The 12,399-nt window shown below is 54.4% G+C and carries 12 protein-coding genes; 3 read left to right on the top strand and 9 right to left on the bottom strand.

Translation table 11 applies throughout. The annotated features are described in order from the left end of the window. Positions 1-694: 694 nt before the first annotated feature. Positions 695-910 carry a DUF2839 domain-containing protein gene (locus JUJ53_RS22630; protein WP_204154318.1) on the bottom strand — a complete coding sequence of 72 codons (216 nt, stop codon included), beginning with the start codon at positions 908-910 and terminating at the stop codon, positions 695-697. Positions 911-1,154: 244 nt separating this feature from the next. Here JUJ53_RS22630 and JUJ53_RS22625 point away from each other — a divergent pair, with 244 nt between their 5' ends. Then, the gene (locus tag JUJ53_RS22625) at positions 1,155-1,559 is read left to right on the top strand and encodes a hypothetical protein (RefSeq protein ID WP_204154317.1); all 405 of its coding nucleotides are present in this window, start codon (positions 1,155-1,157) and stop codon (positions 1,557-1,559) included. A gap of 222 nt (positions 1,560-1,781) precedes the next feature. Then, positions 1,782-2,351: a transposase gene (locus JUJ53_RS22620; protein ID WP_204154316.1), complete on the top strand. Its 570-nt coding sequence runs from the start codon at positions 1,782-1,784 to the stop codon at positions 2,349-2,351. A gap of 66 nt (positions 2,352-2,417) precedes the next feature. On the opposite strand, the gene JUJ53_RS22615 is transcribed toward JUJ53_RS22620, so the two are convergent. The 7 genes from JUJ53_RS22615 to JUJ53_RS22585 all read right to left on the bottom strand — a co-directional run bounded on the left by JUJ53_RS22615 (position 2,418) and on the right by JUJ53_RS22585 (position 9,468). Beyond that, entirely contained in the window at positions 2,418-3,944 is a 1,527-nt protein-coding gene (locus JUJ53_RS22615) for a YifB family Mg chelatase-like AAA ATPase (protein ID WP_204154315.1), read from the bottom strand. Between the two features lie 82 nt (positions 3,945-4,026). After that, positions 4,027-4,521 (bottom strand): tRNA adenosine(34) deaminase TadA, encoded by a 495-nt coding sequence (gene tadA / locus JUJ53_RS22610; RefSeq protein ID WP_343328016.1) that lies wholly within the window; start codon positions 4,519-4,521, stop codon positions 4,027-4,029. 2 nt (positions 4,522-4,523) lie between these two features. Continuing rightward, positions 4,524-4,844, bottom strand: a complete 321-nt coding sequence (gene grxC, locus JUJ53_RS22605; protein WP_204154314.1) for a glutaredoxin 3 — start codon at positions 4,842-4,844, stop codon at positions 4,524-4,526. Between the two features lie 146 nt (positions 4,845-4,990). Beyond that, positions 4,991-5,740, bottom strand: a complete 750-nt coding sequence (locus tag JUJ53_RS22600) for an SIMPL domain-containing protein (RefSeq protein ID WP_204154313.1) — start codon at positions 5,738-5,740, stop codon at positions 4,991-4,993. A gap of 162 nt (positions 5,741-5,902) precedes the next feature. Continuing rightward, on the bottom strand, positions 5,903-6,343 hold the full coding sequence (locus JUJ53_RS22595) for a Fur family transcriptional regulator (RefSeq protein ID WP_204154312.1): 441 nt from the start codon (positions 6,341-6,343) through the stop codon (positions 5,903-5,905). Between the two features lie 189 nt (positions 6,344-6,532). Beyond that, on the bottom strand, positions 6,533-8,689 hold the full coding sequence (locus tag JUJ53_RS22590) for a hypothetical protein (protein ID WP_204154311.1): 2,157 nt from the start codon (positions 8,687-8,689) through the stop codon (positions 6,533-6,535). 275 nt (positions 8,690-8,964) lie between these two features. Then, positions 8,965-9,468 carry a L,D-transpeptidase gene (locus JUJ53_RS22585; protein ID WP_204154310.1) on the bottom strand — a complete coding sequence of 168 codons (504 nt, stop codon included), beginning with the start codon at positions 9,466-9,468 and terminating at the stop codon, positions 8,965-8,967. A gap of 369 nt (positions 9,469-9,837) precedes the next feature. Between JUJ53_RS22585 and JUJ53_RS22580 the strand changes: the two genes are divergently transcribed. Then, the gene (locus JUJ53_RS22580; RefSeq protein WP_204154309.1) at positions 9,838-11,121 is read left to right on the top strand and encodes a Glu/Leu/Phe/Val dehydrogenase; all 1,284 of its coding nucleotides are present in this window, start codon (positions 9,838-9,840) and stop codon (positions 11,119-11,121) included. Between the two features lie 48 nt (positions 11,122-11,169). Here the strand turns inward: JUJ53_RS22580 and JUJ53_RS22575 are convergent, their stop codons facing one another. Further along, positions 11,170-12,354 (bottom strand): pentapeptide repeat-containing protein, encoded by a 1,185-nt coding sequence (locus tag JUJ53_RS22575; protein WP_204154308.1) that lies wholly within the window; start codon positions 12,352-12,354, stop codon positions 11,170-11,172. Positions 12,355-12,399 lie beyond the last annotated feature (45 nt).

Genomic DNA, 12,399 nt, shown 5'->3' with positions numbered 1-12,399 from the left:
AGGAATGGCAGTTGTTGCCTTGCCATAGAAGATCGGTTGCCCTCATCGGATGCGATCGCAGCAGGTCGTGTATCCCAGTTCCATCCAAGATCACAGAGTTGTTGCATTTTGGGACAGCTATTCTATGAATGATGCAGCACAATATCTAGCCCTTCCACTAAGCAAGAGTCATGAGAGCATGGCTTCAGCAAAGACAACAACAGGACTTATGTCCTAGTACGGTGGTAATACTGACAAAACTGGAAAAAATGCTGATGTTTTGGGGCGTAGTGAGTCTATGTTTAAAATGCCCTGATGCAAACCCTGGGAGGGAATCGTGATACATTTTGTATCAAATTACACTAAAGCGTAGATGGCGATCGCCTGATTAGTCCGATCGTAACCGATCTCAGGCTAACGTCCATGGTGATGGGAGATATCAGAGATAGTCTATTGGATGGTCTGCCTCTCTACGGAGCACTCCCGCCGTGAGGATCAAAGCATCACGATGAATCTGCGGATAGGTTGCTGCTAAGCGTGGGATTACGGTTGCGTAGGTATACCCAGACAACATGGAAGCACCTGAGAGGGAGGCGCTTGTCGCTGCTGTCGCTACGATGTTTAGGGTACTAACGGGCAATGGGCAGCGATCGCTTGGCGGTCTATGTCTATAAAGAAGAGATAGGCTGATTGCCCGTTGCCCCGTTGAGTTACCCTAGCCGTTGAGTTCCCACCAGCCAAGACTCGGGCCAAGCAAGCGCACCGTGACCCAGTAAAGTACAAGTACACCAATGCCAATCCATGCGCCCTGGGTGCTCAGTTGCACAAATTTCTGAGCTTGGCTCTTCTTGATTGGCAACCATGGGTAGATGTTGCCCTCTTTGCCATACTCTTCGCCCAAAATTTCTTTACGACGTTTTGCTTCGCCCATAGCCACTCCTCATCCGATGGGGGATCAATACACTTCTATGATACGGGGCAACTGATTCAGGATGTCACCATACACCAGTCAACCTTGTTTATGATCATACAGGTCTTGCTTGCCATCGCAGAGGAGCCAAAAGATTGCAAATCTGATGCGATCGCCCACGAATGGGTCTGAGGTTGCCAAAATAGAAGGAAGCGATACACGTGCCCCCTCAGCGTCAACCTGTTCTTCATGGTGTTGAAACTCGATGGATACGTTTAGTCTACAACCCTCTCAGTTGGTCTGCCTAGAGCTTAGCCATGGCAATCACCAAACCATGCTCTACGCTGAGGTGATTCAGTTGGTCGTAGAGCGGGCCATCTGTTGGGCCCGTCCGTTGGTGATGCTGCATGTTCCAGGAACAGCGATCGCCCCTGGTGTTGACTGGATGGACGTCCTCAAGGATGCCGACTGGATTGACCTACGAGATAGCCCCGATCTATTGCTACCCATCTCCCTCTTCCGCGCCGCCTTCGATACGGAAGTACTGCCTATCATCACCCAACTCCATGCCACCAAGCCGCCGGAGGAACGCGATCGCCATGTGCATCAACAGGTGCGATCGTTTGTGCAGGAGCTATGTATCGCCCATCCAGATGCCTTTGGGGAGTAAGCGCTGCATTGTTAATGGGGCGACAGATCCCCGACTTTTGATAAAGTCGGGGATCTCACACCGCACTAATTAGGACAGAGGAATAGGCGCTGCATCGTTGATGGGATGACAGCTCCCCGACTTTTATCAAAAGTCGGGGAGCTTACACAACTAGATAGTGGGTGGTAGACCTTTATTGATGATGGGCAATCTAGGACTGCACTCTACCTTTGCCACCACCTTATGCCGCGTCGTGCCTGTTTTAAGATAGGTTGCTACTATCACCTCTACAACCGAGGAAATAACTATCAAGATATCTTTTTCTGCCGAGATAATTATCTTCATTTTCTGCGTTTACTACGTCAGCATTTAGTAGAGCAGGGTGTTGATATTTTAGCCTACTGTCTGATGCCCAATCATTATCATCTATTGATTCAGAGCCAGACCTCTGATGTTTCAAGTAGGATGCGATCGCTCTCCTTGGCTTATACCAAAGCTATGAATCGCCGCTATGGGCGGGTTGGATCGTTATTCCAAGGGCGATTTCAGTCTATCTGTGTCGAGAGCGATGACTACTTATGCCAGTTGACGCAGTATATTCATAGCAATCCTGTTAAGGCTGGGCTAGTTGCAGCGCCCGAAAACTGGGAATTTTCTAGTTATCCAGACTATGCTAATCTCCGTCAAGGTACGTTGCCTAACCTTAGCACGATGCAATTGTTCTTGGGTTCAGAAACAAAGTACCAGCAGTGGCTGCTAGAATCCTCCAGTACCTTAAAACCTCACACCAAGGTTCTGCTGCTAGACGAGTAAGCCAACGATGATGTGTAGGGTTGCGACACCTCAGTCTGTTATGGATAGGCGATCGCTCTCCCCTCGTCACTGCATCCGATCGATGGTGCGATATTGAATAGCCTCAGCGATGTGGTGAGCTTGGAGTGTATCATCTCCTGCTAGATCAGCGATTGTGCGAGCGACTTTGAGGATGCGATCGGTGGCGCGGGCGGAAAGACCTAGCTTGCGAATCGCACCTTCTAGCAGTCCCCGTGAAGCATCATCAAGCGGACACCACTGGCGAAGATGTCGACTTTGCATTTCTGCATTGGAGCAGAGGGGCTCTCCGGCAAAGCGTTGGCTAGCGCGATCGCGAGCTGCTTGGACGCGATCGCGAATCGATTGGGATGATTCTCCTGTTGGTTGCTGCGTAATCTCCTCGGGCTTCAGGCGGTTGACGGCAACTTGGAGGTCAATTCGATCCATCAAGGGGCCCGATAAGCGTGCCCAATATTGTTCGCGGTGGCGCGGGCTGCAGGTGCAGGGCTGGATGGTGTCACCAAAGTAGCCACAGGGACAGGGATTGGTGCTAGCAATTAAGGTAAATTGGGCAGGAAAGACAACGGTTTGACGGGTGCGGGAAATGGTCACGTAGCCATCTTCTAAGGGCTGGCGCAGAAATTCTAGGACGTCTCGCTTAAATTCGGTTAACTCATCTAAAAATAAGATGCCTCGGTGGGACAAGGAAATTTCGCCGGGTCTTGGAAAGCTACCGCCACCCACCAGGGAAGGGCCGGATGCGGAATGGTGGGGGCTGCGGAAGGGGCGATCGCTCACCAAGGAGCCGCGATCGCGCAGGAGTCCGGCTACAGAGTGGATTTTGGTGACCTCTAGGGCTTCATCAAAACTCAGGGGCGGCAAAATGCCAGGTAAGCGTCGGGCTAGCATGGTTTTACCGCTGCCGGGTGGCCCGACGAACACGAGGTTGTGGCCGCCAGCGGCGGCAATTTCTAGGGCACGACGGGCCTGGGCTTGACCCTTCACGTCTTTGAGATCTAGAGCGTTGAGGGGCGATTGCGCCAAGGCTGCCCGACCATCAACGTGCAGCGGTTGATAGTGAGCTGGATTATTCAAAAAGTCGGCAACGGCACCGAGGTTCGCAAAGCCATAGACCGCTAACCCGTCTACAACAGCCGCTTCTTGGGCATTGGCTTCGGGAACCACCATGCCCTGAATACCCATGCGCTTGGCGGCTGCCGCGATCGCCAACACCCCTGCCACGGGGCGCAGACTGCCATCTAGGGACAATTCTCCTAGAAATAGATACTCATCGAGGCGATCGCTGGCCACTTGTTCAGACGCCGCTAAAATACCCACGCTGATCGGCAGATCAAAGCTGGGCCCTTCTTTCCGCAGGTCAGCCGGAGCCAGGTTCACTACAATTTTCTTCATGGGAAAGGCGTAGCCAGCATTTTTTAGCGCTGCTTTTACCCGTTCCCGCGATTCTTGCACGGCGGTATCTGGTAAACCCACAACGACTGTACCCGGTAAGCCACCGGATAAATCGACCTCAACGCCAACCTTGATGGCATCAATGCCAACTAAAGCAGCACTCCAAATTCTCGCTAGCATACGGTCTGTCCAAATGCACCCCTTCTAGCTTGCCCGACCTAGAGATAAACGTCCTAGGGAGAATTGCGGAACTGTAGGTAAGTTATGAGCGGCGACGCTGGGCAAACCAGTCTTGCAGTTGTTGCCGACAGGTGCTACCCAAAATGCCCGTCCAGATTTGGGGACGATGGTTGGAGGCGGCGCTGTCGGGAATATTCAGCACGGTTCGTAGGGCACCGGCCTTCGGATCATCGGTGCCGTAAATCACCTGAGCTAGACGAGACTGGACGATCGCCCCGGCACACATGGGGCAGGGTTCGAGGGTGACGTAGAGAATGCAGTCGTCTAGATGCCAGGTTCCCAAGACGGCACCCGCTTGGCGAAGGGCCACCACTTCTGCGTGAGCGGTGGGATCATGGTCGCGTTCTCGACGATTTTCGCCTTCAGCAATCAGTTGCTGGTCGGCATTAATAATCACAGCACCCACCGGCACCTCCCCGGCTGCACCCGCCGCCGCCGCTAGGGCGATCGCTCGACTCATCCAATGATAATGGGCGAGGTAGGTGGGGTCGGTGAGGGCGGGCGGCGGAATCTGCACGGCTAGGCGTCGGCCATGTCTTGGGTCAGCAAAGGATCGAGTTGCCCTTGGCGATCGAGGCTATAGAGATCGTCACAGCCGCCAATGTGCTGGTTATTCACAAAAATTTGGGGTACCGAACGACGACCATTGGCCCGTTCTGCCATGTACATTCGGGCAGCACCATCGCCGTCAATTTTATATTCGGTGTAGGACACGCCCTTCCAGCTCAGCAGAATCTTAGCGCGAATGCAGAAGGGGCAGGTTTGCCAGGTGTAGATTTCCACCTGAGCTTTCATGCGTTCTGGATGCCGACCCAGGAAAGAGTTGAGAGCATCAAACATAGCGATCGCTCCAGTTGGTGATCAGTGCTGATCCCTAGCTTATCTCGATTTCGGTGCTATGAACGGATCGTACGGATCGTATAGACAAGCTCAGCCGCCTAGGGGCGATCGCCTGGTAGACCCGATCACCCCTGGAGCGACGTGAACTAGTAGCGAATTTGCAAGGTCACGGAGGCCGATACCGTTTGGTCGCCGCCGATCACCGGCGAGCTAGCGGCGCGATCGCTCAACATTGCTGCTTCATACATCGGCACCATGGGGGGAGGCGTTGCCCCATTGATTTGAATGCTGACAATTTCCTGGCGGCTCAACCCTAAGCTGGCTAAAACCACATCTGCCTGCTGTTGGGCCTCTTGGGTAGCGGCCTGTAGAGCATCGGCTTGAGCGGCGGCGATCGCTTCATCGGTGGCCACAAAGCTGACGCCGTTGATTTGGGTGGCTCCAGCAGAGACGGCCTGGTCGAGGATCTCACCAGCGCGATCGGTGGGCACTTGGAAGCTCACGGTGTTGCTACCGGTGTAGCCGATCAGGGTATTGCTGCCATCGTTGTAGTCATAGCGGGCGTAGAGGTTGATGCCCGTGGTCTGCAGCTCACTGACATTTTGCGATCGCAGAAATTCTACTAGGGAGCTGGAGCGCTCAGCGATCGCTTCTTGGGTGGCCTCGGCGGTGCGTTCCTGCACTTCAACACCAAGCTGCACAAGGGTGAGGCTTGTGGGAATTTCAATATCACCAGTACCAGTGACTGTGAGGGTGCGCATCATCTGTTCTTGGGCGGCGGCCGGTTGGGGGAAGAGGTACTCGACGCTGCCGATCACGAGGGGAAGACCCAGCAGTAAGGGCAAACCGTAGCGAAGTAGGGTAGAGCGAGAACCGCGACAAAGCTGAGTAGTCATCGAATCATGTCCTTGAAATCCAGGAGGTCATCCAGGGGGAACATATTTACTCTGACATATCCCGCTCAGTGTCGCGGCAAGGTTGCAGTTTTGGTAACAACATTGCCCCTGGTTCAATCTCTAGCCTACGTCTGGGGCAGCTTAGGATCGACCGATACCCCCCTACTGCGCCGCTTTATAGCCGTAGAAATCAATGGAATATTGGGTGATGCGCACACCGGTTTGTTCTTCCACTTGGCGCAACAGATCAGCCGGCAACTCGATATGCACATCCATAATCTGCTGTGTATCGAGGCAGTTGACATGGCTGTGGGGATCGCTGATGTTGCCATAGAGCCGACCGTCGGATCGCTCGATGCATTCAATAATCCCTCGATCGGATAGGGCCTCTAGATTTTGGTAGACCGAGGTGTGACCAATAATCTTGCCTTGCTGGTTGAGGCGATCGTAAATTTCCCGTGCAGACAGATGCTCTTGGGCTTGCCACAGTAATTCTAAAATGAAGCGTCGTTGCTTACTCAGGCGCATTCCAAGGGTCTGACATCGTTCCACAGCATCATCCAAGGAACGAAGAGGGGTTTGAGCGATCGCATCCTGTTGCATAGCCAGTAAGTACCCTTGTAATATCTCAGCGAAATGGTTGGAATGAAGAGGTTGAATGATCACCATGAGTCCGAGCGTTAACCTGACCCTGACTAGGCTACGCTTTAAGTCGTACTCAATCCTACTTTAACTTAAATTCCCCTAGGCTGACAGCGATCGCTAAGGTTCATCCAATGCGCGGGCTGGGGGCTAGGGGCGGGTGGGACTGTAATAGTCTCGATAGGTCTCGTCATCCGAGGCACGGCTGGCTTGCGAACGGCTGGGAGTTGGCTCTGAAGAGCTTGGGGCTGACTGCGCGCCCCACTGCTGCAGTAAGGCATCCCGTTCGATGCGCCATTGTCCGATGGCCGCCTGAGCATCGCCGTACAAAGGGCGATCGGGGCCAATGCGAGATGCCGCATCGATTGCTGCAGAATACCACTGGCGGGCAGCCAGGGAATAGGCTTCATCCAGTAGTGGCTGGTCGGTGGCGATCGCTTGGTTGCGTAAACTAGACTGCCAGGCTTGGATTTGCCCTTGGGCATCGGCATAGAGGGCGCGATCGCTGTCAATCCGCTGGGCGGCCCGAATGGCATCGGATAAACGACCCTCTTGAGCTAGGGCGATCGCTTCGTCGAGCAAGGGTTGATCTTCAATCAACTCAATGCGCTTACGCCAGGTGGCGATCGCCGTTTGAGCCTCAATCCGTAAAGCCCGTTCTTGGGAAATGGCTTGGGCTTGGGTAATCGCCGCCTGCAAACTAGGAATGGTGTTTTCCCCGGCCAGTTGCTGGGCCTGCAGCAAGATCGGTCGGTCTTCTAAGCGTTGAATTTCCTGCTGCCAATGGGCCACCAAGGTCTGGGCCTGGAGACGGCGCGGGCGATCGGCTTCGATCTGCCCTGCATAGGCGATCGCTAGGTTGAGGGCCGTTTGGCCACCCACCCGAGCAATAGCATCAGACAGGTTGAGGTGTAGGCCGTCTTCCACCTGGGCCTGCCATTTCACCAAACTGGTCTGGGCTTGGTCATAAAACGGACTTTCGGGGCGAATCTGCTGCGCCGTGGCGATCGCCTCCAGCAATCCTGCCAGATGGGCTAGGGTAGGTTTCCAAAAACCAATATCCACCTCAGCCCGCCGCTGGGCATAGCTAAACTGCAGGAAATCATAGGCTTCTGGCGCAAGGTTCGGATCCGGCGGCACCGGTTCCACGAGGGCGATCGCTGCCTCTAGGTTACCCTGCTCCCACTGCTGCATCCCGTAGCTGATCAGGAGCTGGCTCCAGCGATTCAGTTCCGCCTCACCGGCCCGCCAAGCATAGCTCTGGGGTGACATCGTCTGCACCAAACGCAGTGCATCACCCAGTTGCTCAGGATTGGGCTGGGCAGCTAGCTGACGGGCCTGCTGCAGCACCCGCCAAGCCTCTTGTTCGAGCAAGATTTGTTGGGCGAGGGCATCCACCTGCTGCTGTCGCCAATAGTCATTTTGCAGTTGCCCTAGGGCCCGCAATTGCGCCGTCGCCTCATCCCAGTCTTGCTGCTGTAATGCAACCTGAGCTTCATCATAGATCGCCTCGCCTTCCTGCCACTGATATTGCCAAGCCGCGATCGCTTCCTGGGCCTCCTCATAGACAGGACTGTTGGCAGGAATCCGACTGGCAATATCCACTGCGCCAAACAAATTGCTCTGCTCAATTTCAGCCTTAGCCAGCTTCAACAAAGCCCGCGACCAATCTTGGAGCAACACCTGCGTCTCCCGCTGCAAGGGATGATTTTCGGGCCAATCTCGCACTAAATCGACCGCACTGGTTAAATCGCCCAAATAGCCTGATTGGGCGGCTTCGCGGGCGCAAAACAACCGTTCTGCATCGGCAGATAAGGGCGATAATGCACGACAGTCGGGCACCGGCGGCAGATCGGTTAACCGCTGATAGGCCACCATACTTAAGCCACCCGACAGGGCTAGCGCCCCCAACCATAGGGCTGTCCAGGCCAGGGATCGTCCGACGGCGATTAACCGCTTGGGTGGGCGACGCTCCACGGGCGGCTTGGGCGATCGCGGCGGCGGCGATGGCGGCACGGTGGCCACCGGCGGATCTGGAGGAATCGGTGATAGCTCTGGTGCTGCTGGCGGTGCTGCTGGCGGGGGCGCTGGCACAGGACGAACCGGCGGCGCAGGACGAGACCACGCTCGAATGGGCGATCGCAACATTGAACGTAAGGGCGATCGCGACTTGGGCGATCGCGCTGGCTGCCGTGGTTTAGGCGGCAGACTCGACTGCGGTGGCAGATTCGATGGGGTTGGCGGCGGCGCGGGGCGCGGCAAACTGGGCATATCCAACATGCGAGGAGCCTCTGGAGACGGCGTCATGTCTCGGCTCATCTCGAAGCTGATGGAAGAATCCGGTGAAGGCGATCGCTCCTGTACCATAACTGTGATGCGCGTCCAATGGCGGCCAGATAACCTCAAGACCTAGAGCTTGGCTCCCTAGCTATCTAATAGCTATCTAACAAGAGAGACATAGTCCTAGGAAAGTCTTTGTAGGCTATCAAATTATTGCCGATTATTCACAAACTGGGGCGATCATTCACAAATTGATCGGTTCTTGGGGACAAGCCTTGGATAAAACCAGGGTGCCTCTAGGCTTAATCGCGCACAACCACTGCAGTTTCCATAGACGACCAGTTATACAGCCACTCTGCATGGTTGACCGCCACATTGATACAGCCGTTGCTCACGGGTGTGCCAAAGCTGTTGTGCCAGTAGGTGCCATGAATCGCGTAGTTGCCGTCGTAGTACATGGCATAGGGCACATCAGGAATGTCATAGCCCTCCCCCTGCATCCGCGATGAAACATACCGAGCCTGCACCCAAAACACGCCCGTCGGGGTACGTTCACCCTCCCGTCCACTGGAAATAATCACGCTATAGACTGGGTTGTCACCCTCCCAAGCCGTCAACCGCTGACTTGATAAATCAACTAAGATCCAGCGTTGATTAGAGTTTTTCAGATCATCGACCCAGCCAGAAATCCAGTCACTCTGGGCTGGTGTTGCGGCCATGGGCAGGTGGAGTAAAGCTGGAGTACTCCAAAGTCCTACCGACAAGGTAGCGATCGCGGCCAATGAAACGAATTTGATCAGGCGCATGATACGGTCTCCACAGGTTGAATTGATAATGCAAAAGGTCTTGAAGCAGCTTGTTCATCGAGTATTTGTCGAAGATTTAGCAAATATTCATTGAACAAAGGTGCTAGAACAGCTTGGATACAATCTCATCTCTTGGAAAAAAACACGTCCCACTGCAGGCAGATCCAAGCATCGTATAGAGATTCAATAGAGATTCAAGAAAAAACACATTGAATATGCCGGCAGTTAGTAGTTTTTGATACAGAATAAAGGCACTATAAGGACATAGAGCATCGCTGTACCTAGTTTTCTGTTGCCTCGGGGCGGTGAACCTAGACTAGGCGCTGCTCCGTTCTGTCTCCCCACGCCTCATCAAGGACGGTTTTCTCCATGCTGCACTCCACCCTCTCCGATGCCAATCTGCGCTTAGAAAAAGCACTGCGCTACGTCACCATCTCTAATGACGCCATTGAGCGCTTAAAGTATCCCAAGGCCAGTCTATGTGTTTCCATTCCCGTGCGTATGGACGACGGTAGTCTACGGGTCTTCCAGGGCTATCGCGTACGCTACGACGACACCCGCGGCCCCACCAAAGGCGGTGTGCGCTTCCATCCTAATGTGTCGCTGGATGAAGTGCAGTCCCTCGCCTTTTGGATGACCTTCAAATGCGCAGCGCTGAACCTGCCCTTTGGCGGCGCAAAGGGAGGGATCACGATCAATCCCAAAGATTTCTCTAAGTTTGAGCTGGAACGTCTCAGTCGTGGCTATGTGGATGCGATCGCCAATTTTATTGGCCCAGATGTGGATATTCCTGCCCCGGATGTTTACACCAATCCCATGATCATGGGCTGGATGATGGATCAATACAGCATCATTCGCCGAAAAATTACCCCGGCGGTGGTCACGGGCAAGCCGATTTCCATGGGCGGCAGTCTGGGGCGGGAAACAGCGACAGCCATGGGTGCCTTTTTCGTCATCCATACCCTGATGGAAAAGTTAGGGCGGACATCAACTGACCTGACCGTTGCCATCCAGGGCTTTGGCAATGCCGGTGGTGTATTAGCAGAACTCCTGGCCAAGGCCAACTATCGAGTAGTCGCGGTGAGCGATTCCCAAGGCGGCATCTATGCCAAAACTGGGTTGGATATTCCCAGCATCCGCCAATATAAAGAATCGAGTCGGGGGATCAAGGCGGTCTACTGTGAAGGTACGGTGTGCAACATTGTGGAACACCGAGTGATCACCAATGCAGAACTGCTGGAACTGGATGTGGATATCCTGATCCCGGCGGCGCTGGAAAATCAGATTACGGAAGAGAATGCACCGCGCATCAAGGCTCCCTATATTTTTGAGGTCGCCAATGGCCCTGTCACCTCCGCTGCCGACGAGATTCTAGAGCAACGAGGTATCCAGGTCTTCCCCGATATTTTGGTGAATGCGGGCGGTGTGACGGTGAGCTATTTTGAATGGGTGCAAAACCGCAGTGGCTATTATTGGTCGCTAAATGAGGTGAACAGTCGCCTGCAGGAACGCATAGTGGAGGAAACCAACCGCATTTGGGATCTATCCCAGGATCTGGGCATCTCCATGCGCACGGCGGCCTACGTCCATGCCCTCAATCGCTTGGAGGATGCCGTGCAGGCCAAGGGCACCCGCGATTACTACATGAGCTAGTTGAGGGCCGTGCCCCACCCCAACAACTCTTCGAGGTCATCGGGGTGGCTACGGCAGCTCTGGGGGCGATCGCCTTGGCCTACCATGCTGGATATGGCTGTGGCTTAGATGTTTGCTGACGGTCAGCACATGATCTAAAAGCTGGTCTGGGCGATCGGCGTTGGGGGAACGTCGCCGAGCTTGCACTGCTCTGGATAGATTCAGGGCGCGTTCGTAGGAGATCATGAAGTCGTGGTAGATCTTATCGTGATTTGCCTGGGGGGCGGTTCTAATTAATACCGACACGCCTTGGTGGATGGTGTGGCTGATATCTTGAATGGAAATCTGCGCCTCGGGGTTTTGGGTATCTGTGCGGCGGATGGCTTGGGCGAACGCATACCAGTTGAGCCCATAGCTAAACGAGAGCTTGACGGTGGCTAAGGTGCGCTGCATCAGGCTCTCAAAAGCCAGACCCGACAACTGCCCGCGTTGGGGGAAGCGATCGCCTTCTTGTAAAAAAATATAGTCGCAGACGCCTTGGTCAAAGCGGGTGTCGCTATTAATCCGCCAATGTTCGATACAGGCAGCGGTGAATTTTGCTCGCTGGAAGTTGGTGCCGAGGGCTTGGATGCCCTGTAGATTGCTGTGGGTGAGGTTGGCTTCGGCAAAATTACCTTCGCTGACGTCCGCATGGGCCAAGATCGATTGGTAAAAATTGGTGCCATAGCAATTGCCCCAGCGTAGGTAGGCGTCGGTTAAGTTAGCCTGCTTAAGATTGGCTTCTCGAAGATTGGCCCAGCGCAGGTTCGTACCGCGAAATAGGGTACCGATGGCGTAGGCTCCCTCTAGGTTGACGCCGCTGAGGTAGGCATGACTAGCATCGGTGTTGATCAAGTCGGCTTCACCAAAGTTGGTGTCGCGAAAGTCGGCATTCACTAAGGAACTGCTCCGCAGGCTAGCGCCGCGAAAATCACTTTCCCAAGCGATCGCTCCTTCCAGGCTAGTCTGTTGCACCTGAGCATCACGACCGTTGACGTAGCAAAGGTTTGCATGGCGTAGGTTGGCCTGCCGCAAGGTGGCTCCCCGTAGATCGGCATGGGCCAAGTTTGCTTCGGAAAGATCAATGCCGCTTAAGTCTTGCCGGCGTAGGGATGCATGGGATAAGTCAATAGGAATACGAGGATGATCCTGTCGCCATTGATTCCAGACGGATGGGCCGGCTTGAAGCTGGGCAAGGTGCTGTGGATCTGCCATGTCACGTAGGGAAGATGAGAGGGAGCTACGAGGGTGAATAGGTAT

This window comes from Leptolyngbya sp. CCY15150, assembly GCF_016888135.1.
Classification (GTDB): domain Bacteria; phylum Cyanobacteriota; class Cyanobacteriia; order RECH01; family RECH01; genus RECH01.
This window is presented reverse-complemented; position numbering and strand designations above follow the sequence as displayed.

Coding starts and splice junctions, on each gene's coding strand:
- JUJ53_RS22630 (WP_204154318.1), bottom strand. CDS start 910: ATGGGCGAAGCAAAACGTCGTAAAGAAATTTTGGGCGAAGAGTATGGC.
- JUJ53_RS22625 (WP_204154317.1), top strand. CDS start 1,155: ATGGATACGTTTAGTCTACAACCCTCTCAGTTGGTCTGCCTAGAGCTT.
- JUJ53_RS22620 (WP_204154316.1), top strand. CDS start 1,782: ATGCCGCGTCGTGCCTGTTTTAAGATAGGTTGCTACTATCACCTCTAC.
- JUJ53_RS22615 (WP_204154315.1), bottom strand. CDS start 3,944: ATGCTAGCGAGAATTTGGAGTGCTGCTTTAGTTGGCATTGATGCCATC.
- grxC (WP_204154314.1), bottom strand. CDS start 4,844: ATGTTTGATGCTCTCAACTCTTTCCTGGGTCGGCATCCAGAACGCATG.
- JUJ53_RS22600 (WP_204154313.1), bottom strand. CDS start 5,740: ATGACTACTCAGCTTTGTCGCGGTTCTCGCTCTACCCTACTTCGCTAC.
- JUJ53_RS22595 (WP_204154312.1), bottom strand. CDS start 6,343: ATGCAACAGGATGCGATCGCTCAAACCCCTCTTCGTTCCTTGGATGAT.
- JUJ53_RS22590 (WP_204154311.1), bottom strand. CDS start 8,689: ATGACGCCGTCTCCAGAGGCTCCTCGCATGTTGGATATGCCCAGTTTG.
- JUJ53_RS22585 (WP_204154310.1), bottom strand. CDS start 9,468: ATGCGCCTGATCAAATTCGTTTCATTGGCCGCGATCGCTACCTTGTCG.
- JUJ53_RS22580 (WP_204154309.1), top strand. CDS start 9,838: ATGCTGCACTCCACCCTCTCCGATGCCAATCTGCGCTTAGAAAAAGCA.
- JUJ53_RS22575 (WP_204154308.1), bottom strand. CDS start 12,354: ATGGCAGATCCACAGCACCTTGCCCAGCTTCAAGCCGGCCCATCCGTC.